The organism is Kitasatospora sp. NPDC056800 (genome assembly GCF_042789775.1).
Classification (GTDB): domain Bacteria; phylum Actinomycetota; class Actinomycetes; order Streptomycetales; family Streptomycetaceae; genus Kitasatospora.
In genome coordinates, this window is record NZ_JBHUAL010000030.1 from 18,323 (window position 1) to 44,448 (window position 26,126).

19 protein-coding genes and 2 pseudogenes are annotated in these 26,126 nt (G+C 76.1%); 10 read left to right on the plus strand and 11 right to left on the minus strand.

The window, feature by feature from the left end; all coding sequences use genetic code 11:
• Positions 1-132 precede the first annotated feature (132 nt).
• The gene (locus ACFRQN_RS09950; RefSeq protein ID WP_074003730.1) at positions 133-2,610 is read left to right on the plus strand and encodes a SpoIIE family protein phosphatase; all 2,478 of its coding nucleotides are present in this window, start codon (positions 133-135) and stop codon (positions 2,608-2,610) included.
• A gap of 76 nt (positions 2,611-2,686) precedes the next feature.
• Here ACFRQN_RS09950 and ACFRQN_RS09955 read toward each other — a convergent pair whose 3' ends face one another.
• The 7 genes and pseudogenes from ACFRQN_RS09955 to ACFRQN_RS09985 form a co-directional block, all read right to left on the minus strand.
• The gene (locus tag ACFRQN_RS09955; protein WP_380739562.1) at positions 2,687-4,270 is read right to left on the minus strand and encodes an MFS transporter; all 1,584 of its coding nucleotides are present in this window, start codon (positions 4,268-4,270) and stop codon (positions 2,687-2,689) included.
• 107 nt (positions 4,271-4,377) lie between these two features.
• Positions 4,378-4,914, minus strand: a pseudogene (locus ACFRQN_RS09960) (TetR/AcrR family transcriptional regulator); the annotation flags it as partial.
• A gap of 164 nt (positions 4,915-5,078) precedes the next feature.
• Positions 5,079-5,471, minus strand: a complete 393-nt coding sequence (locus tag ACFRQN_RS09965) for a cell division protein SepF (RefSeq protein WP_053112231.1) — start codon at positions 5,469-5,471, stop codon at positions 5,079-5,081.
• A 294-nt stretch (positions 5,472-5,765) separates the two neighbouring features.
• Entirely contained in the window at positions 5,766-6,290 is a 525-nt protein-coding gene (locus ACFRQN_RS09970) for a DinB family protein (RefSeq protein ID WP_380739564.1), read from the minus strand.
• Between the two features lie 71 nt (positions 6,291-6,361).
• Positions 6,362-7,078, minus strand: a complete 717-nt coding sequence (locus ACFRQN_RS09975; protein ID WP_079272338.1) for a TVP38/TMEM64 family protein — start codon at positions 7,076-7,078, stop codon at positions 6,362-6,364.
• 86 nt (positions 7,079-7,164) lie between these two features.
• The gene (locus tag ACFRQN_RS09980; RefSeq protein ID WP_375873648.1) at positions 7,165-7,935 is read right to left on the minus strand and encodes a dienelactone hydrolase family protein; all 771 of its coding nucleotides are present in this window, start codon (positions 7,933-7,935) and stop codon (positions 7,165-7,167) included.
• A gap of 92 nt (positions 7,936-8,027) precedes the next feature.
• On the minus strand, positions 8,028-9,278 hold the full coding sequence (locus tag ACFRQN_RS09985) for an MFS transporter (RefSeq protein ID WP_380739566.1): 1,251 nt from the start codon (positions 9,276-9,278) through the stop codon (positions 8,028-8,030).
• A gap of 109 nt (positions 9,279-9,387) precedes the next feature.
• Between ACFRQN_RS09985 and ACFRQN_RS09990 the strand changes: the two genes are divergently transcribed.
• From ACFRQN_RS09990 to ACFRQN_RS10015, 6 genes are all read left to right on the plus strand, one after another.
• A complete protein-coding gene (locus ACFRQN_RS09990) occupies positions 9,388-10,572 on the plus strand; it encodes an ROK family transcriptional regulator (protein ID WP_380739568.1) in 1,185 nt (394 codons plus the stop codon).
• Between the two features lie 105 nt (positions 10,573-10,677).
• Complete coding sequence (locus ACFRQN_RS09995; RefSeq protein ID WP_181970475.1) at positions 10,678-11,094, plus strand: molybdopterin-binding protein; 417 nt, start codon at positions 10,678-10,680, stop codon at positions 11,092-11,094.
• 85 nt (positions 11,095-11,179) lie between these two features.
• Positions 11,180-11,644: a hypothetical protein gene (locus tag ACFRQN_RS10000; RefSeq protein ID WP_380739570.1), complete on the plus strand. Its 465-nt coding sequence runs from the start codon at positions 11,180-11,182 to the stop codon at positions 11,642-11,644.
• The gene (locus tag ACFRQN_RS10005; protein ID WP_380739572.1) at positions 11,641-12,375 is read left to right on the plus strand and encodes a glycerophosphodiester phosphodiesterase; all 735 of its coding nucleotides are present in this window, start codon (positions 11,641-11,643) and stop codon (positions 12,373-12,375) included. Before ACFRQN_RS10000 ends, ACFRQN_RS10005 begins: the two co-directional genes overlap by 4 nt.
• Before the next feature lie 135 nt (positions 12,376-12,510).
• Entirely contained in the window at positions 12,511-13,617 is a 1,107-nt protein-coding gene (locus ACFRQN_RS10010; RefSeq protein WP_380739574.1) for an AI-2E family transporter, read from the plus strand.
• Positions 13,618-13,676: 59 nt separating this feature from the next.
• On the plus strand, positions 13,677-14,564 hold the full coding sequence (locus ACFRQN_RS10015; RefSeq protein ID WP_380739576.1) for a virginiamycin B lyase: 888 nt from the start codon (positions 13,677-13,679) through the stop codon (positions 14,562-14,564).
• Here the strand turns inward: ACFRQN_RS10015 and ACFRQN_RS10020 are convergent.
• Genes ACFRQN_RS10020 through ACFRQN_RS10030 form a run of 3 tightly spaced genes read right to left on the minus strand, consistent with a single transcriptional unit; the run spans position 14,555 to position 19,066 of the window.
• Entirely contained in the window at positions 14,555-15,112 is a 558-nt protein-coding gene (locus ACFRQN_RS10020) for a GAF domain-containing protein (protein ID WP_049661076.1), read from the minus strand. The genes ACFRQN_RS10015 and ACFRQN_RS10020 overlap by 10 nt on opposite strands.
• Positions 15,096-15,953: a S8 family serine peptidase gene (locus ACFRQN_RS10025; RefSeq protein WP_049661078.1), complete on the minus strand. Its 858-nt coding sequence runs from the start codon at positions 15,951-15,953 to the stop codon at positions 15,096-15,098. The genes ACFRQN_RS10020 and ACFRQN_RS10025 overlap by 17 nt, the downstream gene beginning before the upstream one ends.
• Positions 15,950-19,066 (minus strand): adenylate/guanylate cyclase domain-containing protein, encoded by a 3,117-nt coding sequence (locus ACFRQN_RS10030; protein WP_380739578.1) that lies wholly within the window; start codon positions 19,064-19,066, stop codon positions 15,950-15,952. Before ACFRQN_RS10030 ends, ACFRQN_RS10025 begins: the two co-directional genes overlap by 4 nt.
• Positions 19,067-19,460: 394 nt before the next feature.
• Between ACFRQN_RS10030 and ACFRQN_RS10035 the strand changes: the two genes are divergently transcribed.
• The 3 genes and pseudogenes from ACFRQN_RS10035 (at position 19,461) to lanKC (ending at position 23,708) form a co-directional block, all read left to right on the plus strand.
• Entirely contained in the window at positions 19,461-19,637 is a 177-nt protein-coding gene (locus ACFRQN_RS10035) for a hypothetical protein (protein ID WP_158077737.1), read from the plus strand.
• Positions 19,638-19,857: 220 nt separating this feature from the next.
• Positions 19,858-21,127, plus strand: a pseudogene (locus ACFRQN_RS10040) (MFS transporter); the annotation flags it as partial.
• A 34-nt stretch (positions 21,128-21,161) separates the two neighbouring features.
• Positions 21,162-23,708 carry a class III lanthionine synthetase LanKC gene (gene lanKC / locus ACFRQN_RS10045; RefSeq protein ID WP_380739580.1) on the plus strand — a complete coding sequence of 849 codons (2,547 nt, stop codon included), beginning with the start codon at positions 21,162-21,164 and terminating at the stop codon, positions 23,706-23,708.
• 16 nt (positions 23,709-23,724) lie between these two features.
• Here lanKC and ACFRQN_RS10050 read toward each other — a convergent pair whose 3' ends face one another.
• Positions 23,725-25,689 carry a BTAD domain-containing putative transcriptional regulator gene (locus ACFRQN_RS10050; RefSeq protein ID WP_380739582.1) on the minus strand — a complete coding sequence of 655 codons (1,965 nt, stop codon included), beginning with the start codon at positions 25,687-25,689 and terminating at the stop codon, positions 23,725-23,727.
• Between the last annotated feature and the right edge of the window lie 437 nt (positions 25,690-26,126).

Here is a 26,126-nt window from a genome sequence, read left to right on the forward strand (position 1 = left end):
CGACCGGACGCCCCCTGACCAAAGGGGTCGCCGGGCGGCCGATGTCCGTGCAGTCTGGAGAAGAATCCCGGCCGGCACCGACCGCGAGGCCCACCCGGCCGGGCACGAGCCGAACCGGGGTGCTGCCTGATCATGCACGGACACGAGTGGGACGCGACCGCCGCCGACCCGGCACCGGGCCGTGCCCCGGTACGTCCCGAGGGCGCGAACCCCGAAGGCCACCGGCTCGTCCCGCTCGCGACGGCGCTGCTCCAGGACGACGGACTGATCCTGCACTGGAGCGAGGACGCGGAGGCCCTGCTCGGCTACTCCGCCGAGGAGGCCGTCGGCAGCTACGCCGCCCAGCTGCTCACCGACGGCTCCGACCGCTCCGAGGTGCTCGGCCTCTTCCAGCGGATCATGACCGGCAGCGGCTGGTCCGGCGTCTTCCCGGTGCGCCACCGCGACGGCCACAAGGTCGAGCTGGAGTTCCGCACCTACCCGATAGCCGGCCCGGCCGGCACCCTGCTGCTGCTCGCCACCGCCTCCGACACCCGCGCCCTGCACGCCGTCGAGGCCGACCTCGCGGTCCTGGACGGCATCTTCGGCCGCTCGCCGATCGGCATGGCCGTCTACGACACCGGACTGCGCTACATCCGGATCAACGAGGCACTCGCCCGGATGAACGGGGTGCCCGTCGCCGCCCACCTCGGCCGCCGGATATCCGCCGTCCTGCCCGGCATCAACAGCGCCGAGATCGAGCAGATCATGCGCCAGGTGCTCAAGACCGGCAAGCCCGTCGTCGACGCCCGCTCGCACGGCCGGGTCCCCGGCGACCCCCGGCGGGACCGCGCCTGGTCCGCCTCCTACTTCCGGCTCGAGGACTCCACCGGCCGGATCTTCGGGGTCTGTTCCTCGATCATCGACGTCACCGAGCGCTTCCAGGCCGAGGCCCGCGCCGCCCGGGCCCAGGAACGGCTCGCCACCATCGCCGAGGCGACCGCCCGGATCGGCACCACCCTCGACCTCCAGCGCACCGCCGAGGAACTGATCGAGGCCGTCGTCCCCCGGTTCGCCGACTTCGCCACCGTCGACCTGCTGGAGCCGGTGCTGCGCGGCGCCGAGCCCACCGCGATCCCCTCCGACCGGAACGTCACGCTCCGCGCCGTCGCCGTCGGGGAGTCCTACGAGAGCGGCCTCGCGCACGCCGTGGACGTGGTCGGCGAGACCTCCGAGTACGCCCCCGACCGCAGCTACACCCAGTGCCTGCGCGCCGGGAAGCCGCTGCTGCGCACCCACGTGGACGAGGACGTGCTGCGCGGGCTGGTCTCCAGCGAGGACCGGGTGGCCCCCGGGATGGCGGCGGGCATCCACTCGTACCTGATGGTGCCGATCACCGCCCGGGGCATGGTGCTCGGCGGCTCCGAGTTCATCCGGATGCGCAACCCCGAGCCGTTCACCGCCGCCGACGTCGCCCTCGCCGAGGAACTGGTCGCCCGCACCGCGCTGGCCCTCGACAACGCCCGGCTCTACCGCCGCGAGCGGGAGACCGCCCTCACCCTCCAGCGCAGCCTGCTGCCGCAGGAGGTGCACCGCACCCTCGGCCTGGAGATCGCCTACCGCTACCTGCCCAGCAGCGTGGTCAGCGAGGTCGGCGGCGACTGGTTCGACGTGGTGCCGCTGTCCTGCGGGAGAGTCGCCCTGGTGGTCGGCGACGTGATGGGCCACGGCATCCGGGCCGCCGCCACGATGGGCCAGCTGCGCACCGTCGCCCGGACCCTCGCCACCCTCGACATGCCGCCGGAGCAGGTCCTCACCCGGCTGGACGAGACCGCCTCGGGAATCGGCGAGGGCCAGTTCGCCACCTGCATCTGCGCGGTGTACGACCCGCTGGAGCGCACCGTCCAGGTCGCCTCGGCCGGGCACCTGCCGCCGGTCCGGGTCGCCCCCGACGGCACCGCCGCCAGGGTGGACGTGCCGCCCGGGGTGCCGCTGGGCGTCGGCGGGGTGGCCTTCGAGTCGATCGAGTTCACCATCCCCGAGGGCGGCATGGTCACGCTCTACACCGACGGCCTGGTCGAGCGGCGCGGCGAGGACCTGGACACCGGGATCGACCGGCTCGCCAGCACCCTCTCCGGCCCCGGCCGGACCCTGGAGGAGAACTGCGACGCCGTCCTCGCGGCGCTGGTCACCGACGGCACCGAGGACGACATCGCGATGATCATGGCCCGGGTGCTGCCGCTGCCCGCCGACCGGGTCGCCACCCTGCCGCTGTCCGGCGGCGGCCGGCTGCCCGGCAGGGCCCGCCGCTTCACCCGCGCCACCCTGGAGGCCTGGGGCCTGGCCGCGCTCACCGACTACGCCGAACTGCTGGTCAGCGAGCTGGTCACGAACGCCCTGCTGCACGCCGACGCCCCGCGCCGGCTGCGGCTGTTCCGCGACCGGGTGCTCACCCTGGAGGTCGCCGACGCCGGCGGCCAGACCCCGCAGCTGCGCCCGTTCGCCGAGCAGGACGAGGGCGGGCGCGGGATGTTCCTGGTCAGCGAGCTGGCCCAGCGCTGGGGCAGCCGGCTCACCCGGGACGGCAAGGTGGTCTGGGCCGAGCTGGAGCTGCCGTTCGGGGTCTCGTAGGTCCCGTAAGGAACGGTGGTTCCGTACACGAGAACGGCCGTTCCCCCCGGGGGGAACGGCCGTTCTCGGTGCGCTGTTACGCCTTGACGCTCGGCTGCGCGGCCGACACGTCGACGGCGCCCTCCGGGCCGGTCCCGGCGCCCGTCTCCGCCCCGGCCGTCGGCTCGGACAGCCCGCGCAGCAGCCGCCAGGCCATCACGGCCGCGCCGACCAGCAGCGCGGCGGCCAGCAGCCCGGCGCTGTTCATGCCGTGGACGAAGGACTCCCGGGCGCTCGCCAGCAGCGGCTGGGCGAGCTCCGGGGACAGGCCCTGCGCCGTCTCGACGGCCGAGCCCAGCGATTCGCCCGCCCGGGCGGCGGCCGCCGGGTCCGTCCCGGCCGGGACCGCCAGCCCGTTCGCGTAGATCGAGCCGACCACCGAGCCCACCAGCGCGATGCCGAGCGCGGTGCCCAGCTCGTACGCCGTCTCCGAGACCGCCGAGGCGGCGCCGGCCTTGTCGGCGGGCGCGGCGTTCAGCACCAGGTCGGCGCCGAGCGTGTAGACCACGCCCTCGGCCGTCCCGACCAGCAGGAAGGAGGCGGCCAGCAGCAGGTAGGTGGTGTCCTGCTCCAGCCAGCCGAGCGCGCCCACGCCCAGACCCATCGCCAGCAGACAGGCCGTCAGCGCCTTGCGGGCACCGTAGCGGCGGGCGATCAGGGCGGTCAGCAGGCCGCCGACCACCGATCCCGCGAAGGCCGGCAGTTCGGCCAGGCCCGCCTGGAGCGGCTGGTAGCCGCGGACCAGCTGGAGGTACTGCGAGACCACGAAGATCACGCCGGAGAGCCCGATCAGGGAGATCAGCGAGGCCGACACGGCCGCGGTGAACCGCCGGTCGCGGAACAGCCGGACGTCGAGCAGCGGGGTCTCCAGCCGCAGCTGGCGGCGGACGAACACGAACAGCGCGGCGGTGCCCAGGACGAAGGCGACCGGCACGTCCCAGCGGTCCACGCCGTGCGCGGCGGCCTCCTTGACCGCGTACACCGCGCCGATCACGCCGGCCATCGACAGGACGACGCTCAGCACGTCCCAGCGGCCCGGCTTCGGGTCCTTGGACTCCGGCAGCAGCCAGGCTCCGAACACCAGCAGCAGGATCAGCACCGGGATGTTCAGCAGGAACACCGAACCCCACCAGAAGTGCTCCAGCAGCACCCCGCCGACCACCGGCCCGAGGGCGGCCCCGGCGGTGGCGGCCGCACCCCAGATGCCGATCGCGGTGGCCCGCTCCCGGTCGTCCGGGAAGAGGCCGCGGATCAGCGAGAGCGTGGAGGGCATGATCGTCGCCCCGGCCACGCCGAGCAGGGCGCGGGCCACGATCAGCCAGCCGGCGCTCGGCGCGTAGGCGGCCAGCAGCGAGGCGGCGCCGAACGCGGCGGAGCCGGCCAGCAGCAGCTTCTTGCGGCCGATCCGGTCGCTCAGGGCGCCCATGCTGACCAGCAGGCCGGCCAGCACGAAGGAGTAGGAGTCGCCGATCCAGAGCAGCTGGGTGCCGCTGGGGCGCAGCGTCTCGCTGATGGACGGGATGGCGAGGGAGAGGACGGTCGCGTCCAGGGCGACCACGGTCACGGCCAGGACGAGGACGGCGAGGCCGGTCCAGCGCTGGCGGGCGGTCAGGGTGTTCATGGTGTATCGGTGTCCGGCCTGTGGTCGGCGGTGCTGTGGATGGGAGTGTTGCGGTCGGCGGTGCCGACGTTGGCGGCGGCGGGGACGGGCGTCCGCGCGTCCGGTCTGCGCAGCGCGCCGCCGAGGAACAGCTCGGCGAGCGAGAAGGCGGCGTCGCGCGGGGCGAGCCGGCCGTCCTGGATGGACCAGCCGACGCCGGCCACCAGGTCGAAGAAGGCCTCGCTCAGCCAGGCGGCGCTCAGCTCGATGCGGAACACGCCCTGCTGCTGGCCGCGCAGGAAGAGCGCGTGCAGCCGGGCGATCTGGACCTCCCAGAGGTCGTTGATGTCGTCGTTCTCGTAGAGCTGGTTCTCTCCGGCCAGGAAGGCGCAGAGCATGGCGTCCGGCACGGAGGCGTCCACCAGGCGGCGCAGCGCGGCCTCGGCGTCGCCCTCTTCGACCTCGGCGGTGTCCAGCGCGGCGGCGAACCGGCGCAGCCCGAGCAGGCCGACCTCGCGGATCAGCGCGTCGCGCCCCGGGAAGAGCCGGTGCAGCGTGGCGCGGCTGATGCCGGCGGCGCGCGCGATCTCGTCCAGGTGGGCGGTCGGGCGGCGGGAGAGCACGCCGACGGCGGCTTCGAGGACGGTGTCGCGGTCGGTGGCCATGGACCGAGTCTAGTTCATATGAGACACCGATGTCTCATTCTTTTGTTCGAGCTCTCAGGTGAGGCGCAGACCCTCGGCACTCGGACAGCAAAAAACCGGGGACGGTGGGTGTACCGTCCCCGGTTCCGGGGTGCCTGTGCGGTGAGCCCTCGCGGGGCGGCGGCTCAGCTCTGGTTGTAGAAGCCGGTGTCGTCCATCGGGCGGTCGATCACCATGACCTCGACGTCGGCCGGGGTGAGCAGGAAGACCCTCCGGGCGATCCGCTCGATGCCGCCCCGGGTGCCGAAGATCAGCCCGGAGGCGAAGTCGACCATGCGCTTGGCCTCGGCCTCCGACATCTCGGTGAGGTCCATGACCACCGGGATGCTCGCCCGGATGTGCTCACCGACCGTCCGGGCCGCCTCGAAGCCCGTCGGCCGCAGGGAGACGATCTTCGTGGGCGCGGGGGCGGCCGGAACCGTCTCCTGATCGACCCACTCGTCGTCGTACACCGCGGCCGGGTAGTTCCCCGAGGGCATCAGCCACCCGTTGTGGTGCTCGTCGCGAAGTGCTCCCATGCCGCGCCTCCCTGCCTCGTCCCGTCCTGGTCCCCCGGGGGTGCGTGCCGTTCTTGACACGTCATCCACTCGTCGGAACTGTCCGAGTATCGCACTGTTCACCGGTCCCGTGCCCGCTCGCAACCCCCGTACGAGTCGTGCCGCGCCGGAAACCCGGGCGAACCCGGGCACTCCCACTGACGCGGCGCAGCGCCGTACGGTTGCGCGCGTTGACCTTATCGGTCGCGGTCACGGCGTAATTGACCTTCTGTCAACAATGCGGAAACGATTTCACCCGCGGTGTCACCCGCAGGGTCACTCGCCGGTCGATCCGTCGATCAATTCGCGCAGAAGATCCGCGTGGCCGTTGTGTCGGGCGTACTCCTCGATCATGTGGGTGAGGATCCAGCGCAGCGTCACGGGCTGACCGCGGCGCGGCTTCTTGCCGACGGTCTCCAGCGGCAGGCCGGCGGCGGCGCTGCGGGCGGCCTCGACCTCGGCGCGCCAGACGGCGAAGTCGGCCGCGACGTCGGCGGTGTCGACGTCGTCGAAGTCGCCGTCCTCGTTCTCCTTGGTCCAGAAGTGCCCCTCGGGGATCTCCTGGCCGAGCAGGACGGACTGGAACCAGTACTGCTCCACCTCGGCCATGTGTCGGACCAGGCCCAGCAGCGAGAGGTTGGACGGCGGGACGGAGCGCAGCCGCAGCTGGTCGTCCGTCAGGCCCTCGGTCTTCAGCGCGAGGGTGTGGCGGTGGTAGTCGAGGAAGGCGTGCAGGGTGGCGGCCTCGTCGGCCGTCATCGGCGGGTCCACCCGCGGGTCCGGTGCAGTCATGCGCGCCATCCTGGCCTCCGGCGGCGCACCGGCGCGAACGATTTTGTCCTGGTGGGCGGCCGTGGACAGGGTGGCCGGGTTCAGCCGGCCGTCGCCCGGCGGCGGGTCCGGGCCGCCCGCCACAGGCCCACCACGCTGCCCAGCACCAGCAGCGCGATCACCCCCGCCGACAGCAGGAAGGCCGCCGAGCCCGGCCGGCCCGCGCTGGCCGCCGCCGTGACGTACACCGCCGTGGTCGGCACCACGCCGATCGCGGTGGCGAGCACGAAGGGCAGGAAGCGGACCCCGGAGAAGGCCGCGCCGTAGTTGGCCGCCTGGAACGGCATGCCGGGCAGCAGCCGCAGCACCAGCACGCTGCGGAAGCCCTGTTCGGTGAACCGCCGGTCCAGCGCCCCGAGCACCTTCCCGCGCAGGTACGGGCGGAGCGCCTCGCGGCCGAGGCCCCGGCCGAGCACGAAGGCCAGGGCGGCGCCGACCGTGGTGCCGAGCACCGCCAGCAGCACGCCCTGCTGGATGCCGAGCAGCAGCCCGGCCGCGGCGTTCAGGGCCGGCCGGGGCACGAAGGCGAGCGTTCCCACCGCGTAGACCAGGGCGAACAGCGGGCCGAACCAGTAGCCCGGCATCCGGTCCGCCAGCCCGCCGGACAGCAGCTCCGTCGGGCTCCACAGCAGGAGCGAGCCGGCCGCCGCCGCGAGCACCGCGACCAGCAGGGCGAACCGCCACCACGGGGAACGCGGCGCGACGGCGGGCACCTGCGGTGCGAGGGGCGGGACGGGAACGGCATCGGGCTCGAGCACCGCCCGAGCCTAACCGGTCCCGGGCCCCGGCCCCGCCGCCGTCCACGCCCCGGTCCAAGGCCTGGGGCGGGGGCCGGGATCCGGGTTCAGCGCGGCCGGGCGAGGAAGCCCAGCAGGCGCTGCCACGCGTCCCGGGCCGCGTCGGCGTGGTCGACCGCGGCGAGCTCGAAGAAGTTGTGCGGCGCCCCCGGATAGGTGACGAAGGTGTGCGGGCAGCCGGCCGCGGTGAGCGCGGCGTCGAAGGCCTCGACGGCGGCGGCCGGGATGTGCTCGTCCGCGCCGCCCCAGAGGGCGAGGACCGGGGCGGTCAGCTCCGCCGCGAGCTGGGTCGGCCCGGGAGCGCCGTGGAGGGTGTCCGGGTAGCCGTAGAAGCCGACCGCGCCGGCCAGGCCGAAGCGCGGCGCGGCCGTTCGGAAGGCCTGTCGGCCGCCGAAGCAGAAGCCGAGCGCGACCACCTCGGCGGGCCCGGCGGCGCGCAGCCGTTCCAGTGCGGCGGTGATGTCGGCGTCCAGCCCCTCGGGGGTGAGCGCGAGCAGGTGGGGGAGCAGGTCCGGCAGTTCGCCGAATTCCGCCGGGCGCTTTTCCGGGAAGGCTCCGGCGGTGCGGCCGTAATAGTCGAGGACGAGCGCCGGGTGGCCCTGTTCGGCGAGCCGGGCGGCGGTCTGCCGGTAGAACGGGGAAAGGCCCCTGTTGTCCGGCAGGACGAGTACGCCGACTCCGGTGGCGACCTCCGGGCGGGCCAGGAAGGCGCCGAACCGGGTGCCGTCGGCCGAGGTCAGGGTCAGGGGGGCGGCCTCGGCCAGCGGCCACGGGGCGGGACCGGGGGCGGGCGGGGCGGCGTCCGGGTCGTAGCACACGGGGAATCCCTCTCGCGGAGCACGAAAACCGCCGGACGCGGCGCGCCCGGCGGTTCGAGACTTTAGCGGGAAATTCCCTCAGGAATTCATCATCATATCGTGGAGAGATCTTTTCCGGAAGGCTTTTCCGGTGACGTTGCGGTCACGTTTCCGCCGCCGGAATTCCGTTCGGCCAGTCGCAGCGCACCGGCGCTCAGCAGCAGGGCGAAGGCGAGCGCGGTGACCAGTCCGAAGGAGACGGTCAGCGAGGTGGCCTGGGCGAGGGCGCCGATGACCGCGGGGGCGATCAGGCCGGAGGTGTAGGTGACGGTGGCGACGCCCGCGATGGCCTGGCTGGGGTTGCTGCCGATCCGGCCGGCCGCGGCGAAGGCGAGCGGGACGATCACCGCGATGCCGATGCCGAGGAGCGCGAACCCGGGGATGGCCAGCGCCGGGCTGTCGGCGGCGACCACCAGCAGGCCGCCGACGGTGGCCACGGCGCCGCCGACGCGGGTGGTGCGGACGGCGCCGAGCCGGCGGATCGCCGCGTCCCCGGCGAGCCGGCTGACCGCCATGGTGAGCGAGAAGGCGGTGTACGAGGCGGCGGCGACGGTGGCCGAGGCACCGGTGACGTCCCGCAGGTAGACGCCGCTCCAGTCCATCGAGGCGCCCTCGGCGAAGACCGCGCAGAAGCCGACCAGCCCGATCACCAGCGAACTGCGCGGCGGCAGCGCGAACCGCGGCGGCTCCTCCGCGCCCTCGTGCGCCCGGATGTCGGGCAGGCCGCGGCAGACCGGCTGGGCGAGGGCGAGCAGGACCAGCGCGGTGACGGCCAGCTGGAGCCGGGCGTCGAGGTCCAGGTGGGCGGCGAGGATGCCGAAGGCGGAGGCCAGCAGGCCGCCCGCGCTCCACATCCCGTGCAGTCCGGACATGATCGAGCGGCCGAGCCGCTCCTCGATCTCCACGCCCTGGGCGTTCATCGCGACGTCCGCCATCCCGGCCGCGGCGCCGTACACCAGCAGGGCCGCGCACAGCACCGGCAGCGAGGGGGCGAGCGCGGGCAGGGCGAGGGCCAGGCACCAGAGCGAGATCAGCCCGCGCACCGCGGCCCGGCCGCCGTAGCGGTGCACGAAGCGGCCGGCCAGCGGCATGGCGAGGGAGGAGCCGATGGCGGGCATGACCAGGGCCAGGCCGAGCTGGCCGGTGGAGAGGTCGAGGCGGTCCTGGAGCCACGGGATGCGGGTGACGAAGCTGCCGCTGACGGCCCCGTGCACGCAGAAGACCAGGGCGATACTGGCCCGGGCCCGGCGGGGTGCGCTCAGCGGTTCCGGCGGTGGCGGTGGTGGCGCGGTGGTCCCGTTCATGGGGTGTTCCCTCCCGGTCGCGCGGTGTGGGGCGCGACAGTGCCCTGTGACGGTCGATAAACTATCAGGAAGGGACCCTGATAGAAACACTCTGGAAGGATGATCCGCCATGACCATCGCGCGTACGGCCACGCCGAGCACCGCCCGGGCGATCAACGACCGGCTGGCACTCAACCTCCTGCTCGAACAGGGCCCGCTGACCGCGACCGAGCTGCGCGGCCTCACCGGCCTGTCCCGGCCGACCGTCGCGGACCTGCTCGAACGGCTCCAGCGCACCGGCCTGGTGGCCGTCGTCGGCGAGCGCGGGGAACAGCGGCGCGGCCCCAACGCCCGGCTCTACGCGCTGGTCGCCTCCCGGGCCCACCTCGCCGCCTTCGACGTCCGCTCCGGCGGCGTCAGCCTGGTCGTCGCCGACCTGGCCGGGCGCAGCCTGGCCACCGCCGAGGTCCCGGTCGAGGGGGACGGCGGGCCGGACACCGCCGGGGAGATCGTCGCGACCCTGCTGGAGACCGCGCGCGGCGCCGGCGTCGACCGGCTGCACACCGTCGCGGTCGGCGCCCCCGGGCTGGTCGACCCGGCCACCGGGCGGCTGCAGAGCACCGGCAAGCTCCCCGCCTGGCACGCCGAACTCCTCGCCGCGCTGCGGGAGCTGCCCGGTACCGAGGTGATCCTGGAGAACGAGGTCAACCTCGCCGGGCGGGCCGAGTACCGGGTCGGCGCCGCGCGCGACCGCGACACCTTCGTCCTGCTCTGGCTGGGCCACAGCGTCGGCGCCGCCGTGATCCTGGACGGGCGGCTGCGCCGGGGCTTCTCCGGCGGCACCGGCGAGATCTGCTTCCTGCCCGTCCCCGGCACCGTCGGCCTGCCCAGCGCCGACAGCTGCGAGGGCGGCTTCCACGGCCTGGTCGGCAGCGCCGCGATCTGCGCGCTGGCCCGCGCCCACGGGCTGCCCGCCGACCCGGCCGGGGACGCCCCCGCCGCCGAGGCCGCCGTCCGGGCCGCCCTCGTGGCCGGCGAGGCGGGCGGGGGCTTCCTGGACGAGCTGGCCGAGCGGATCGCGATCGGCGCGGCGAGCGTCTGCGTGGTGCTGGACCCCGGCTGCGTGGTGCTCGGCGGCGAGATAGGCCGGGCCGGCGGGCCGGAGCTGGCCGGCCGGGTCGAGCGGCGGCTGGCGCTGCTCTCCCCGCTGAGCACCGAGGTGCGGGCCGGTACGGCGGGCGGCGGCGCGGTGCTCGCCGGGGCGGTGCTCACCGCCGGGGACGCGGCACGGCGCGACCTCTTCGGCGAGCCATAAGGTATGCCGTGGGGCGGCCCTCACATGATCGTCCGTACCGCCGGTACGGCAGGATGGCGCGGGGGCGCCCGCCCCGAGAACCCGAACCACCGTCAGGAGACGCACATGGGCCAGCCCGAGGTGCCGGCCAACCCGTACCGCATCGGCGAGGCCGCGGCGCTGCTCGGCGTCAGCGCCGACACCATGCGGCGCTGGGTGGACGCCGGGCGGGTCGCCGCCGCGCGGGACGAGCACGGGCACCGGATCATCCCGGGGGCCGAACTCGCCGCCTTCGCCCGGGAGTTGGCCCGGCCGGAGAACGCCGAGGCGGAGGGCCGGCCGTCCTCGGCGCGCAACCGCTTCCCGGGGATCGTCACCGACGTGGTGCTGGGCGACGTCGCCGCGCAGGTGGAGATCCAGGCAGGGCCGTTCCGGGTGGTGTCCCTGATCAGCCGGGACTCGGCGGTGGAGCTCAACCTGGTCCCCGGTGCGCCCGCCACGGCGGTCATCAAGTCCACCAATGTGATGATCGAACGCCGCTAGTCGGCCCGGTGGATCCCCGCGGATCCCTCCGCAGCCCCTGTAACCCCCTTCGTACGAGTCCCGGAACGAACCGAGAGGCGCCCGGATGCCACCCCCGCACCTGCCGACCACCCAGAGCGCCGTGCTCGCGATCGAGGCCGTGGCCGCCCGGCACGGCCGCACCGTCCGCGCCCAGCACGACATCGGCCGCGACCGGACCTTCGCCGGGCTGGTCGGCCCGGACGGTCCGGGCGGCTCGGGCGGCTCGCTCGGGGAACTGGACGCCATCCCGCACGAGGCGCTGCTGGAGTTCGACGGCCGCCCCGCCGTCACCGTCCGGCTGTTCACCCACGACGAGGTCGCCGTGACCGTCGAGGGCATCGCCTTCGACGTCGACCGCGACCGCGTCCCCGGCTTCCTGAACGCCGTCTGGTCCGACCTGGTGCACGTCAAGGCGCGCACCTTCCCGCCGTCCACCACGCTGATCGTCACCGTCCCCGGGGAGCCGAGCCACCGCGAGGACATCGGCGTCCACAGCCTCACCCCCTGGCTCGCCGGAAGGATCCGATGAACGCCGCCGCCAAGCCGCTCGCCGCCAGAACGCTCGCCGCCAAGCCGCTGGCCGTCGCCCACCGGGGCGACCCGTACCGGTTCCGCGAGAACACCCTGCCCTCCGTCGAGTCCGCGCTCGCCGCCGGGGCCGACGCCGTCGAGGTGGACGTCCAGCTCACCCGCGACCGGGTGCCCGTCCTGCTGCACGACCGCACCCTGGAGCGGCTCTGGGGCGACGCGCGGTCGATCGACCGGGTCACCGCCGACCAGCTGGAGGAGCTGCGGCAGGGCCCGCTCGCCGTCCCCACCCTGGCCGAGGCGGTCAAGGCGGTGACGGCCGTCGAGGGCCGCCGGCTGCTGATCGACCTGGACGACGCGGGCCCGGCCGCCGCGACCTGGTCGGTCGTCACCGGGCTCGGTGCCGAGGCGGCGGTCGCCTTCTGCGGCCCCACCACCGCCATGCTCGCGGTGCGCGAACTGAGCCCGGACGCCGAGATCGCGCTCACCTGGAAGCAGCCCCGGATGCCCGTGCGCGCCCTGCTGGACGACCTGCGCCCGCGCTACCTCAACCCGCCGTTCGGCCTGGTCACCCCCGAGTTCACGGCCGCCGCGGCGGAGCGGGGGCTCGCCGTCTCTAGCTGGACCGCCGACCTGCGCCGCACCATGCGCCGGCTGCGCGACACCGGGGTCGCCTCCATCACCTCCAACCGGATCGGCGTCCTGCGCTCGGTGCTGGACGGCCGCCGCTGACCGGAGTGGTGCTCGGCCGGAGGGCGCCCGGGTCGCCCGTTCGGGTGCTCCCGGCCGATCCGCCGCGCGGCCCGTCGGAACCTCTGCTGAGCTGGGGCGGTTCGGAATCGTCGACGACCCCCGGCGGAGGTGGCCGTGTCCGTGGAGCGCCCGCCCGACGAGCAGCGGCAGCCGGACGACCGCAGACCGTACCTGATGCTGCCGCCCGGGCTGCGGCAGGCGGCGGCCTGGTCGGTGGCGGTGATCCTGCTGATCGCCGTCGCCTCGCTGGTGGTCTTCGCGCTGGTCGAACTGCGGGCCGCGACCGTGCCGTTCGTCCTGGCGCTGCTCGGGGCCTCGCTGCTCTACCCGGTGGTGCCGTGGCTGGTGGGCCGGGGCGTGAGCCGGAGCCTGGCGGCAGGGCTGACCTGCGTGGTGCTGGTGGTCGCGGTCAGCGGGGTGATCGCGCTGCTGGTCAACTCGCTGGTGCACAGCGCCCCGCAGATCGCCTCCTCGCTCCAGGAGGCCGGGCAGCGGCTGGCCGACTGGCTGGGCCCGCTGGGGGCGAAGATCCGGCACGGCCTGGACAACGCCAAGGGCGAGACCAACTCGCTGGTCTCCACCCTCACCAACGGCGTGCTCTCCGGGCTCGGCCTGCTCACCCAGCTGATCACCGGCGGGGTGCTGGCGCTGGCCCTGGTGTTCTTCTTCCTCCGGGACGGCCACCGCACCGGCGACGCCATCCGCTCCTACCTGCCCGAGCGCAGTGCCACGACGGTGATCGCCTGCGCGGAGCGGGCCTTCGACGCGATGGCCGGGTTCATGCGGGGCACCACCCTGATCGCGCTGATCGACGCGGGCTTCATCACCATCGGCCTGATCGCCCTCGGGGTGCCGGGCGCGCCCGGGCTCGGCGCGCTGGTCTTCATGGGCGCCTACATCCCCTTCGTCGGGGCCTTCCTGTCCGGCACGGTGGCCGTGCTGGTGGCGCTCGCCGACGGCGGCCTGGGTACGGCGCTCTGGGCGCTGGGCGTGGTGCTCGCGGTGCAGATGATCGAGGGCAACGTCCTCCAGCCGGTCATCCAGAGCCGGACGGTGGAGCTGCATCCGGCCACCATCATGGTCGCCGTGGTGGCCGGCTCGGGCATCGCCGGGATCATCGGCGCCCTGCTCGCGGTGCCGGTCTGCGCCGCCGTGATGGGCGTCATCTCGGTGCTGCGGGGGGACCCGGACGCGCGGGAGAAGTCGGTTGCCGGGCCGTGACCCGTTGTGCGAGCATCGCTAATGCGATTTGAGTCGCGATAGTGAGGCGGAGGGGTTGCGTGGAACTGTTCGAGGTGGCCGAGGCGGGGGCCGGGCCGTACGGGGTGGCCGTGGGGCCCGACAGGGGCGTGTGGTTCACCCTGGTGCACACCGGGGAGATCGGGCGGCTGGCCGCGGACGGGACGGTCGAGCGCTTCGGCCTCGGCGCGCCGGAGTGCGGGCCCGCGGTGATCACGGCGGGGCCGGACGGGGCGCTCTGGTTCAGCCGGATGCGGGACCACCGGATCGGACGGATCACGGTGGACGGGACGGCGACGTCCTACGCGCTGCCGACGGAGGAGGCCGGGCCGTACGGGATCGCCGCCGGGCCCGACGGGTCGCTCTGGTTCACCGAGCTGAACGCCGGCCGGATCGGGCGGATCACCGTGGCCGGTGAGGTCACGGAGTTCCCGCTGCCGCTCGCCGGGGCCTTCCCGTCGCTGATCACGGCCGGGCCGGACGGGGCGCTGTGGTGCACGCTCAACCAGGCCGACGCCGTCGCCCGGATCACCGTCGACGGCCGGGTGACCGTCCACGGGCTGCCCACCGGGGGCACCGCGCCGGTCGGCATCACCGCCGGGACGGACGGCGCGCTCTGGTACGTCGGCATCGGCGGCGGGCTGGTCGGGCGGATCACCGTGGACGGCGAGGTGACCGAGTACCCGCTGGCCGACCGCGCGGCCCGCCCGCACGCGATCGCGGCCGGGCCGGACGGCCGGCTCTGGTTCACCGAGTGGGGCGCCGGCCGGATCGGGGTGCTCGGCCCGGACGGGCGGCTCGGCGGCCACCCCCTCCCGGGCGGGGGCGCCGAGCCGCACGGCATCGTCGTCGCCCCGGACGGCGCGGTGTACGCGGCGCTGGAGCGCGGGCAGCTCGCCCGGCTGGACGGCGCGCCCGGTCAGGGCTGACGGCGCAGCAGCTCCTCCAGGTCGGCGAGCAGGCCGAGGGCGGCGGCCCGGTCGGGGGCCGGCTCCGGGGCGGGGGAGCGCTCGGCGATCACCCGCAGGGCGGCGGCGGCCTGACGGGCGAACATGGCCAGCAGGTCCAGCTCGGGCAGGCTGGCGCGGGCCTGCGGGGCCGGGTCCAGCACCTCCAGGACGCCGAGCACCCGGCTGCCGTGGGTGAGCGGGGCGGCCATCAGGGCGGTCGGGACGTACGCGGTGGACTCGGCGAAGTCCCGGTCGAAGGTGCGGTTGGCGCCCAGGTCGTCCACCACCATCGGCTCGCCCGAGGCGGCCACCCAGCCGGCGATCCCCCGGCCGGCCGGGAAGCGGCGCCCCACCAACGACTCCTCGCCCCGGCCGGAGACGGCCTGGAAGACCAGCTCCCCGGCCGCCTCGTCGAGCAGGCACACCGAGCCGGCCTGGGCGCCGAAGATCGCCCGGGCGACGTCCACCACGGACTGGAGCAGCTCGCGGGCCAGCGGGTCGACGGCGGGGTCAGTGCTGAGGGTCATCGGGCGCCTCCGGGGTGGGGGTGGAAGGGACCTGGACGTTGGCCGCGGTGAGGTAGAGCGCGCTCTTCAGCTGGAAGGTGGTCAGCCTCGGCCGCCGGGACAGGATGCGGGCGCAGAGCCCGGCCACGTACGGGGTCGCGAAGCTGTTGCCGGTGGTGCGGATGGTGGCGCCGCCGAGCCAGGGCACCCGGACGTTCTGGCCGGGGGCGAAGAACTCCACCGGCGGCGCCGGGTTGTACAGGTGCAGCTCCGGGTCCTCCTCCTGGTGGCTGCCCACCGAGATGACCGAGGAGAAGCGCCACGGGTAGCTCTCCACCGGGGTGTTGTGGGCGGAGGCGACGATCGCGGTGCGGGCGAAGAAGGCGTCGTCGGCGATCGCGTGCAGCTGCTCCAGGAAGCGGGTCCGGGTGGTGGAGAGGCTGAGGTTGACCACGTCGAAGCCCTGCCCGACGGCCCAGCGCAGCCCGGCGATCAGCATGTCGCCGGTGCCGGTGAAGCGCTCGCCGAGGACCCGGACGCTGTAGAGCTCGCAGTCCGGGGCGGTGCGGCGGATGATGCCCGCGCAGGCGGTGCCGTGCCCGCAGGTGTCGCCGGCGCTGTCGGGGCGGACGGTCAGCTCCCGGGTGACCGGGTCCTTGACCACCGCCCAGGAGCCCTGCACCGGCCCGACCAGCGGGTGGTCGGGCTCGATCCCGGAGTCGACCACGCAGACCCGGACGCCCTTGCCGGTGCCCCCGGCGTCGGATGCCCCGGCGTCGGTGGCGACGGCGTCGGCGAGCACCGGGAGGTCGGCGGGGGTGCGGTCGCGCAGGCTCCAGGTGAGGCCGGCCGGGCCGCTCACCGGGTGCCCCCGAGCCGCTCGGCGCGCCGTACGCCCGGCAGGTGGCCCTTGGCGGCGAACCGGTCCCGCGCGGTGGCGGCGGCCGCCGCGGCCTCGGCGGGGCGGTCGAGCAGCAGCAGGGCGTGCGCCCGGTCGAGCGCGGTCAGCGCCTGGAGCAGCAGCGACTCGGTGGCCTCGGCGGCGGACAGGGCGGCGGCGGTCAGGTCCAGCGCCGGCGCGGCCTCGCCCCGGGCGGCGGCGAGCCGGCCGCGCAGCGCGTCCAGCTCGATCGCGAGCACCGGCGGCAGCGCGGCGACGGCGTCCGCGCCGTCCAGGTGCCGGGCGGCCTGGGCCGGGCGGTCGGTGTCCAGCAGGACCCGGGCGGTGGTCAGGGCGAGGCGCGGCAGCGGGGCGGCGCTGCCCTGGTGGCGGGCGATCTCGGCGGCGTCGGCGAGCAGGTCCAGCGCCTGGCCGCCCTGCCCGAGCGCGGCCGCCGCCTGGGCGGTCAGCGCGGGCAGCGCGATCATCGCCTCGGCCAGCGACAGCTCCCCGGCCAGGCCGTTGGCCTCGGCGAGCAGCAGCTCGGCCTCCTCGGGGCGGTCGCGCAGCGCCAGCAGGACGGCCAGCGGGCCGTTCAGCGCGACCCGGACGGTCCGCCGGCCGGTGCCGTGCTCGGCGAGCAGGGCGCGCAGTCGGAAGGTCGCGTTCGGGACGGGCTCGGGGCCGGCCAGCAGCGAGGCGGCCAGCGCGGCCAGCACGGCGGCCCGGTCCAGCTCGGCGTCGGTGCGGGAGACCTGGCCGAGCGCCCGGTCCAGCAGCTGCTCGGCCTCGGTGTGGCGGCCGGCCAGCAGGTGCTCCTCGGCCAGCCGCAGCCCGGCCCGGGCCTGGCCGAGGTCGTCCCCGGTGTCGGTGAACAGCGGCAGCACGGCCCGGGCCGTCGCGGCGGGCTGGTCCTGGCCGGGCGGCAGGCCGCGGGCGGCCAGCGCGAGCCGGGCGTGCGCGGCGTCCAGCGGGTCGGCGGCCGCGTCCCGCACCTGGGCGAGGACGGGCAGCGCCTCCTCGGCGCGGCCGAGCGCCAGCCGGGCCTCGCCGAGGCGGCGCAGCACCGGGCCGGTGGCGCGCTCGCCCGGGTAGTGCAGCCGCACCGCGCGCTCCAGCAGGTCGGTGGCGGCGGGCAGGTCGGCACGGGCCAGCGCACCGGCCCCGGCGGTGCCGAGGGCGGTGGCCGCGCGGGTGCGCAGCACGTCGGTGCGGGTGTCCAGCAGGCCGAGTTCCAGCCGGTAGCGGTGGGCGCGCTCCAGGTGGCCGCCGACGGCGGCGTCCCCGGTGGAGCGGACGGCCGGCAGGTCGGCGGCGCGCTCGTGGCGCTCGGCGCGGGCCCGCTTGGACATGGACTGGTAGACCGACTCCTGGACCAGGCCGCTGCTGAACCGGTAGCCGGTGCCGGTCGGTTCGACCAGCCGCAGCTCGGCCAGCCGGGCCAGCGCGGCGTGCAGCCGCGGCGGGGTGTCGTCGACCCAGGTGGACGGGCCGGCCGGCAGGCCGTCGATCGGGCCGGTGAAGACGTCGTCCTGCGGGTCGGCGAAGGCGTCCTGGTCGCTGCCGCCGTGGGCGAGTTCGGCGAGTTCGGCGGCGGTGAAGGCGCGGCCGAGGACGGCGGCGAGGTCGAGGGTGGCGCGCTCGTCGCGCTCCAGCCCGTCGATCTGGGCGCTGAGCAACGCCCGTCCGGTGGGCGGCAGTTCGTCCGTCAGTGCGGGGCCCTCGGTCTCGGTGAGGGCGGCCAGCAGCTCCTCCAGGTGCAGCGGGTTGCCCTCGGCGCGCTCCAGCAGCCTGGTGGGCACCGCGTCCTGGTGGGCGCTCAGCTCGGTCAACTGGGCGGCCAGCAGGGCGGATTCGTCCCAGGACAGGCCGCCGACCGGCAGCGTCGGCAGCTCCGGGCGGGCGGCCGGGAGCTCGGGGCGGGTCAGGCAGAGCAGCAGCACGGGGGCCGCGCCGAGTTCGGCGGCCAGCCGCTCGACGGCGTCCAGCAGCACCGGGCCGGCCCACTGGCAGTCGTCCAGGACCAGGACGGCCGGGCGCTCGACGGTGCGGCCGCGCAGGATCGCGGCCAGCAGCTCCAGCGAGCGGCCGGCGTCGATGCCCGGCGCCGTCGCCTCGTCCAGCCGGGCCAGCGCCTCGGCGGGGGCGGCGCCCTCGGGCTCGTCCAGCAGGGTCCGGACCGCCTCGGCGAGCGGCGCCAGCACGCCCTGCCCGCCGAAGCTGCGGCAGCGGGCGGTGCCGCAGCGCGCGGTGCGCCGGCCCACCCGCTCGCGCCAGTCCCGCACCAGCCGGGTCTTGCCGATGCCCGCCTCGCCGGCCACCAGCAGCAGCTCGGCCCCCTGGCCGCCCGCCACCCGGGCCAACGCGGCGTCCAGCAGGGCCAGTTCGCGCTCCCGGCCGACCAGCGGGACGTCGAAGCGGCGCAGCAGCTCCGGGTCGTCCTCGTCCAGGCCGACCAGGCGGTAGGCGGTGACCGGCTCGGCCTTGCCCTTGAGGTGCAGCGGGCCGACCTCGTCCACCTGGGCGGCCGGGCCGGCCGCGCGCAGCGTCTGCGGGCCGATCAGCACCTGGCCGGGGGCGGCCCGGGTCTGCAGCCGGGCGGCGATGTTCACGGTCTCGCCGGAGATCAGCGCCTGGCGCGCCGAGGCGTCCGAACCCGCCACCACCTGGCCGGTGTTGACACCGATCCGGACGTCCAGCCGGACGCCGAGGGTGGCGTCCAGCTCGGTGTTGAGGTCCTCCACGTCCTCCAGCATGGCGAGCGCGGCGGCCAGCGCCCGGTGGGCGTCGTCCTCGCGGATCACCGGGACGCCGAAGACGGCCATCACGGCGTCCCCGATGAACTTCTCCAGGGTGCCGCCGTGCGCCTCGATCCGGTGGTGCATCCGCTCGAAGTAGCGCAGGACCACCTCGCGCAGGGTCTCCGGGTCGAGCGCGCCGGACAGGGCGGTGGAGTCGACCAGGTCGCAGAAGACCACCGTGACCAGCTTGCGCTCCTCGGCGGCCAGGTCGAGGGCGGCGGCCCGGGGGGTGCCGCAGGAGGGGCAGAACTGGTCGTTGGTGCCGACGAGTTGGGCGCAGAGTGGGCAGGGCATGGTGGCCGTCCTTCGGTCGTCCTTCGCGGTGCGGGGCGTGCGCGGCGAAGCGGAACGGGTGTGCGCGGCGGGGCGGTTGGCGCGGCCCGGTGGTGCGGGCTGGGCGGTGGTGCGGGGGCGCGAGCGTTCCGGGCCAGGGTCGCGGGCGCGGCTTCGGGCCCGGTTCGGGAACGCCTGGTAGGCGGTATGGCCGCAGGTGGGACGGGGTGCGGGCGCCTACCGGGCGGGCCCGCCCGGGGCCCGGCGGGCCGGCGCGGCCGCTCCGACCTGCGGCCATACCGGTTTCCAGCCGGCCCCGAAGCCGGGCGCAGGCGGCTCGGGCCACGGTGGTCGGCAACGGCGGGCAGCCGCCCGCCGGAGCCGTAACCACCCCCGTGCGGAAGGGAGTTCGACCATGGCCGAGAACATGGAGCAGCAGAACGTCGGCGAGAGCGGCGAGGAGACCCCGGAGGTCGAGGCGCACGTCGCCAACATCCTGGACCTCCAGGCGATGAAGGTCCTGAGCGAGTCCTCGGACGGCCTCTGCTTCAGCCTGATCAGCTACGTCCACGGCGCCGAGACCACGGTCTGACCGGAGTCCGGACACCGGGCCGTGCGCGGGGGCGGACGCACCGCCGCCCCCGGCCGCCGACACCCGGTCGCCGGCCGCCGGTTCCCGGTCGCTGGTTCACCGGTCACCGGCCACCGGCATTCGGTCACCGCAAGGCTTCCGGGGCGGTCCCGCCGAGACGGGGCCGCCCCGGCCCGATCCGCACCCCCGGGTGCCCCCCCGCCGACCACGGAGGACGGCCATGGACCCCACCCCGCTCTCCCGCAACCGGGACTTCCGGCTGCTCTGGGCCGGCGGCCTGCTGGCCTCCCTCGGCTCCCAACTCGCCTCGATCGCCCTGCCGTTGCTGGTCCTGCGGGAGACCGGGTCGGCGGCCCGGGCGGGCGCCATCGGCACCGTCTCGGTCGGCGCGCTGCTGATCACCACGCTGCCCGGCGGGGTGCTCGCCGACCGGATCGAGCGGCGCCGGCTGATGCGGATCTGCGACGTCCTCAGCCTGCTCGCGGTCGCCGCCCTGGTCGTCGCGGTGCTGCGCGGGCACACCCCGCTGCCGCTGGTCCTGCTGGTCGCCGCCGCCGGGGCGCTGATCTCCAGCGTCTACGGGCCGGCCGCCGGCGCCCTGCTGCGCGCGGTGGTGCCCACCGGGCAGGCCCGCGAGGCCTCCTCCCGGATGCAGGCGCGCGGCGCCGCCGCCCGGCTGGCCGGACCGCTCGGCGGCGGGGCGCTGTTCGCCTGGCACCCGGTGCTGCCGTTCCTCGCCGAGGGCGTCGGCCTGCTGCTGTCCACCGTCTGCGTGGCGCTGATCCGGACCCGCGCGAAGCCCGCCACGACGGGCGGACCGGCGTTCAGCCGGGCCGAACTGACCGCCGGACTGGCCTTCGTCTGGCACCGGCCCTACCTGCGCACCCTGCTGCTGGTCTTCGGCCTCGGGATGAACTTCGCGTTCAGCGCGCTGATGTTCACCACCCTGGCCGTCGCCTCCGACGGCGGCCGCTCCGGCCTCGGCGGCGGCACCGTCGTCTCCTGCACCGCGGCCGGTGCCCTGGCCGGGGCGCTGCTCGCCCCGAGGCTCGCCGCCCGGGCCCGCGACGGCAGCCTGGTCGCGCTCGCCTGCTGGGCCTGCGCGCTCACCGCCGGGGTGCTGGTGCTGACCAGGGCCCCGCTGGTGATCGGACTGCTCTGCGCCGTCTGCATGTGCCTGTCCACCGTCGCCAGCATCGGCTTCGTCTCCGGCATGCTGACCGCCGCGCCGCCCGACCGGATCGGCCGGGTGCAGAGCGCGGCCGGCTTCCTGTCCACCCTGGTCCAGCCGTTCGGCCCGCTGGTCGGCGGCGTCCTGCTCGCCTCGCTCGGCGGCACCCGGACCTTCGCCCTGCTGGCCCTCGCCATCGCGCTCTGCGCGGCCGTGGTCACCTGGGCGCCGCCGGTGCGGCGCGGACCGGTGCTCAGCCCCGCCGTCTGACGCACCGACCGCTGCCGCGCCGCCCGCCGACGCACCGCCCGCTCCCGGACGACCCCGGAAGACTTCGGAACAGGAGGCCCACGATGGCCGACGTCCACGAGACCCAGCTCTACTGCCTCGCCGACCCGACGTACTACGACACCCCCGGACGGCTGCGGGACGGGGACAGCCGCTACCCGCTGGGCCTCGGCGAGCCGCCCGAGGGCTGGCGGCGGGAGCAGCGCGGGCTGTGGACGGTGCTGCGGCCCGACGGCGGCCACCTGCCCGAGCAGGGCTGGAAGCTGCACGTGTCGGCGGCGCAGGACGGCGCCGAGCGGACGCTGGCCGTCGTCGCGGGGATCTGCACCGCCCGCCAGGTGGCGTTCAAGTTCCTGCGCAGCCCGGCGGCGCTGCGGGTGGCCAACGGCAAGTACGCGGGGCGCGGCGGCAGCGGCAAGTTCGTCACCGTCTACCCGGCCACGGACGGTGAGTTCCTCTCCCTGGCGGAGGAGTTGGCCGAGGCGCTGGCGGGCTTCCCCGGGCCGTACGTGCTCACCGACCTGCGGATCGGCGACGCCCCGGTGTACGCCCGCTACGGGGCCTTCGTCGAGCTGTGGTGCCGGGACGCGGAGGGCAGGACCGTCCCGGCCCTGCGGGACCCCGCCGGCGCACTGGTGCCGGACCCGCGCGAGCCGGCCTTCCGGCTGCCTGCCTGGGTCGAGCCGCCGGCGGCGCTGCGCCCGCACCTGGCCGCCCGGGAGGCGGCCGGCGGGGAGCTGCCGTACCGGATCGTCGACGTGCTCCAGGTCTCCAACGCGGGCGGGATCTACCTGGCGGAGAAGCACGGCACGGGCGAGCGGGTGGTGCTGCGCGAGGCCCGCCCGTACGCCGGGCTGGACGGCACCGGGGCGGACGCCCTGACCCGGCTGCGGCGCGAGCGGTGGGCGCTGGAGCGGCTGGCCGGGCTGGCGTGCGTGCCCCGGCTGCACGAGGTGCGCACGGTGTGGGAGCACACCTTCCTGGTGCAGGAGCACATCGAGGGCGTCCAGCTGTTCGCCGAGGCGATCCGGCGCTACCCGCTGGTGCACCAGAACTGCACCGCCGAGCAGCGCGCCGCGTACGCGCGGTGGGTGGGCGGGGTGGTGGACGGGCTGGCGGAGGCGCTCGACGCCCTGCACGCGCGGGGCGTGCGGTTCGGGGACCTCCACCCGGCCAACGTGGTGCTCCGGCCGGACGGGTCGGTGGTGCTGGTGGACTTCGAGTACGCGGCCGAGCTGGACGACCGGCGGGTGCCGACGGCCGGCGCCGCCGGGCAGCACGTCCCGCCCGGGCTGGGCGGCGCCGAGGCCGACCGCTACCTGCTGTGGGCCACCTGGCTGATGCTGCTGATGCCGGTGATGGAGCTCGCCGACTGCGACCCGGGCAAGCTCCCGGCGCTGGAACGGCGGGCGCGGGAGTGGTTCGGACTGGGGCCGGAGGAGGGGCCGGTGCGGCCCGCGGCGGTGGCGCGGGTGGAGTCGGCGAGCGAGCGGCGCGGCCGGGAGCTGCTGGCCGGGCCCTCGCTCGACCCGGTGTGCCGGGAACTGGTCGCGGGCATCCACGCGGGCGCCACCCCGGACCGCCCGGACCGGCTCTTCCCCGGGGACGTGGCCGGCTTCGCCGACGGCGGGACGGGCGTGTCGCACGGCGCGGCCGGGGTGCTGTACGCGTTGCACCGCGCCGGGGCCGACTGGCCGCAGGAGTACGCGGACTGGCTGGTCGCGGCGGTGCGCCGGCGGGCCGACCGCCCGGCCGCCGGCGGGCTGTACGACGGCCCGCTCGGCATCGCGCTGGCGCTGGCCCGGATCGGCCGGACGGAGGCGGCCGAGGAGCTGGCCGGGCGCGCCCGTACCGCCCTCCCGGCGCGCGCGGCGGGCCTGTTCGGCGGCCGGGCCGGCGCGGCGCTGGCCCGGCTGCGGCTGGCGGACGCGCTGGACAGCCCCCGGGAGCTGGCCCACGCGCTGGACGACGCACGGGAGTTGGCCGCGGTGCTGGGCGGCGATCCGGTGCCCGGGCTGGACGAGCCCGCGGCCGCCGGGCTGCTGTACGGGCTGGCGGGCGTCGCGCTGCTCCAGCTGCGGCTGTACCGGCGGACCGGGGAGCGGTGGCTGCTGGACTCCGGGCGGGTGGCGCTGGAGCGGGCGGTGGCGCGGTGCGTCCGGGTGCCCGACGGGTCCGCGCAGGTGCTGGAGTCCGGGCGCAGGCTGGCCTACCTGGACCGGGGCAGCAGCGGGATCGCGCTGGTGCTGCGCGAGTACCTGGAGCACGGCGAACTGCCGGGCGGGGAGGCCTTCCTGGCCGACGTGCGGAAGGTCTGCGCGCCCGGGTTCATCCGGGAGCCGGGGCTGTTCCGGGGCCGGGTCGGGCTGACGCTGGCGCTGGACCGGCTGGGCGGGGCGCCGGCCCGGGAGGCGGTGCTCGGCCAGGTGGGCAGGCTCCAGTGGCACCTGGTGGCCCGGCCGGAGGGGCTGCTGGTGCCGGGGATGCGGCTGCGGCGCTTCTCGGCGGACCTGCACACGGGGGCGGCCGGGGTGCTGCTGGCGCTGTCCGGGCTGACGGAGGGGCGCGGGGCGGAGCGGGCGGACGTGCTGGACCTGCTGACCCTGGGGTGAGCGGCTCCTGGGGCTGTCACACGGGTTCCGGGGACCGCGCGGGCGCCGCGACGGCGGTCTGCGGTGCCCCGACGGTCTCCGGTGCCCCGACGGTCTCCGGTGCCCCGACGGCGGTCCGCACCGCCCGCTCCCGGGCGTGCAGATGGGTGAGCCGGGGCAGGGCGTACAGCGCGGCGTGGGCGGTGACCTCGCCGGTGGGGGAGGTGACCGCCCCGGTGTCGGTGAGCGCCTCCAGGGTCCGCAGGGCGAGCCGCTCGGGCCGGCCGAGGGCGGCGGCGGCCTCCGGGAGGGTGAAGAGCAGGGCGAGCGGCAGGGCGGCGAGCCGGGCCAGGGCGAGCCGGCCCTGGTCGGTGAGGTCGCGCCAGCCGGAGTCCAGCCGGGCCCGGACGGTGACGTCCCCGGCGACCAGTTCGTCCAGGGCGCCCGCCGGGTCCTCCAGCCGGGCCGCGTACTCGGCCAGCGGGAGGTGGCGCAGCACGGCCAGCCGGGTGCCCGCGACCCGTACGGCGAGCGGCAGCAGCCCGCAGGCGGCCGCGATCCGGGCGGCGGCGGCGCGGTCGGCGCCGGTCCGGCCGGTGCCGACGATGCGGCCGAGCAGGTCCAGGGCCTCGGCGGGGGCGAGCGGCGGGACGGCGATGCGGCGCACCGAGGCGAGGCCGGCCAGCTGGCCGCGGGAGGTGACCAGGACGGCGCTCGGGCCGAAGCCCGGCAGCAGCTCGCGGACCACGGCCTCGCCGGGGGCGTCGTCCAGGACCAGCAGCAGGCGACGGCCGGCGAGCGAGGCGCGCCAGAGCGCGGCGGCCCGGGCGGTGTCGGCCGGGGCGGTGTCGGGCTGGGTCGGGTCGGCGGGGCCGGGGCCGGTCCGGTCGGCCCCGGTCGGTGCGGCGCCCGGGCGGCTGGTGAGGGCGGCGAGTTCGGCGAGCACCTCGGGCAGCGGGCGGGCGGCGCCGTCCTCGGTGCGCAGCCGGACCAGTACCCGGCCGTCCGGGAAGCGGTCGGCGAGCAGGTGGCCGGCGTGTACGGCGAGCGCGGTCTTGCCGCTGCCGGCCGGGCCGGTGAGCACCGCGACGCGTCCGCCGCCGGAGCCCAACTCGTCGACGAGCTGGCGTAGTTCGTCGGTTCTTCCGGTGAAGTCGGCGGTGTCGGCGGGCAGCAGGGAGCCGCCCGGGCCGGTGCCGCGGTCCGGGCGGGCGGCGGTGGGCAGGGAGCGGCCGCGGGCCAGCAGTTCGCGGTAGCGGGCGGTCAGCGCGGGGCTCGGCTCCAGGCCCAACTCCCGGGCGAGCAGCTGGCGGTGGGTGTCGTAGACGGCGAGCGCCTCGGCCTGCCGGCCGGAGAGGTGGAGGGCGTTCATCCGGGCGGCCTGGAGGCGCTCGCGCAGCGGGTGGCGCTCGGCGAGTTCGGCCAGGTCCTCGGCGACGGCGCCGGCGTTGCCGAGCTCCAACTCGGTCTCCGCCCAGTCCTCGTGGACACCCAGGCAGCGGGCCTCCAGCCGGTCGGCCTCCGCCGCGACGGCGGGGGAGCGGCGCAGGTCGGCGAGCGGCGGGCCCTGCCAGAGGTCGAGGGCCTGGCGCAGCAGCCGGGCGGCGGGGGCGAGCGCCCCGCCGTCGGCGGCGGCCCGGCCGGCCCGGGCGAGGGCCCGGAACCGGAGCAGGTCCAGCTCGGGCTCGGCGACCCGCAGCAGGTAGCCGGCCGCCGAGTGCGACAGCCGGTCGGGCCCCTCCTCGCGGCCGAGCAGGGTGCGCAGGGTGCAGATGTAGACCTGGAGGTTCTTCCGGGCGGTGCGCGGCGGCTCCTCGGGCCAGACCGCGTCGGTGAGCAGGTCGACCGGGACGGCGGTGTTGGCGCGGCTCAGCAGGACGGCCAGGACCAGCCGCTGCTTCAGCGGGCCGAGGGCCAGCGGGCGGCCGCCGGCCTCGCCGGTGAGCGGGCCGAGGACGGCGAAGCGCAGCCGGGTGGGGGTGGCGGGCTGGGCCAGGGGCATCGGCGTACCTCCGGGGCGTGGGCGGCGGTAGTGCGGCGGTGTAGCAGGTGGCAGGGGCCGTGCGGTGGTGGGCGCAGGCTACTTGACGGCCGATCGGCGCTGAAGACCACGGAATCGACCGGCTTCGGTCACATCGGCCGCACAACCGGGGTGCCGGGAGGTGGGATCGACGGGGGGTTTCGTACGGCTGTGCGGACGGCGTTCCGGCAGGTCGGGCGCGGTGGCGGGGGCCGGCCGGACCGGGCGGACGGAGGGCGCGCGGGGCGCCGCCGGACGGGTGCGCGGGGCGGTGGGGAGGGGCGCGTTCCGGCGGTTCTCGACCCGGGCTCAGCGCCGCGGCGAGCGCGGCCCGAGCGGGCGGCGCGGTCGCGGGCGGCGGCCCGACGGCCGGTCAGGAGGCGGCGTACGCGCGGACGGCAGGCGGTGGCCGAGCGGAC

What these genes read in the sequence shown, in the direction of transcription:
- ACFRQN_RS10035 (WP_158077737.1), top strand. Translation starts at nt 19,461, where the DNA reads ATGGCCGAGAACATGGAGCAGCAGAACGTCGGCGAGAGCGGCGAGGAG.
- ACFRQN_RS10005 (WP_380739572.1), top strand. Translation starts at nt 11,641, where the DNA reads ATGAACGCCGCCGCCAAGCCGCTCGCCGCCAGAACGCTCGCCGCCAAG.
- ACFRQN_RS09985 (WP_380739566.1), bottom strand. Translation starts at nt 9,278, where the DNA reads ATGAACGGGACCACCGCGCCACCACCGCCACCGCCGGAACCGCTGAGC.
- ACFRQN_RS09950 (WP_074003730.1), top strand. Translation starts at nt 133, where the DNA reads ATGCACGGACACGAGTGGGACGCGACCGCCGCCGACCCGGCACCGGGC.
- ACFRQN_RS09990 (WP_380739568.1), top strand. Translation starts at nt 9,388, where the DNA reads ATGACCATCGCGCGTACGGCCACGCCGAGCACCGCCCGGGCGATCAAC.
- ACFRQN_RS10000 (WP_380739570.1), top strand. Translation starts at nt 11,180, where the DNA reads ATGCCACCCCCGCACCTGCCGACCACCCAGAGCGCCGTGCTCGCGATC.
- ACFRQN_RS09995 (WP_181970475.1), top strand. Translation starts at nt 10,678, where the DNA reads ATGGGCCAGCCCGAGGTGCCGGCCAACCCGTACCGCATCGGCGAGGCC.
- ACFRQN_RS09965 (WP_053112231.1), bottom strand. Translation starts at nt 5,471, where the DNA reads ATGGGAGCACTTCGCGACGAGCACCACAACGGGTGGCTGATGCCCTCG.
- ACFRQN_RS10030 (WP_380739578.1), bottom strand. Translation starts at nt 19,066, where the DNA reads ATGCCCTGCCCACTCTGCGCCCAACTCGTCGGCACCAACGACCAGTTC.
- ACFRQN_RS09955 (WP_380739562.1), bottom strand. Translation starts at nt 4,270, where the DNA reads ATGAACACCCTGACCGCCCGCCAGCGCTGGACCGGCCTCGCCGTCCTC.
- lanKC (WP_380739580.1), top strand. Translation starts at nt 21,162, where the DNA reads ATGGCCGACGTCCACGAGACCCAGCTCTACTGCCTCGCCGACCCGACG.
- ACFRQN_RS10050 (WP_380739582.1), bottom strand. Translation starts at nt 25,689, where the DNA reads ATGCCCCTGGCCCAGCCCGCCACCCCCACCCGGCTGCGCTTCGCCGTC.
- ACFRQN_RS09970 (WP_380739564.1), bottom strand. Translation starts at nt 6,290, where the DNA reads ATGGCGCGCATGACTGCACCGGACCCGCGGGTGGACCCGCCGATGACG.
- ACFRQN_RS10020 (WP_049661076.1), bottom strand. Translation starts at nt 15,112, where the DNA reads ATGACCCTCAGCACTGACCCCGCCGTCGACCCGCTGGCCCGCGAGCTG.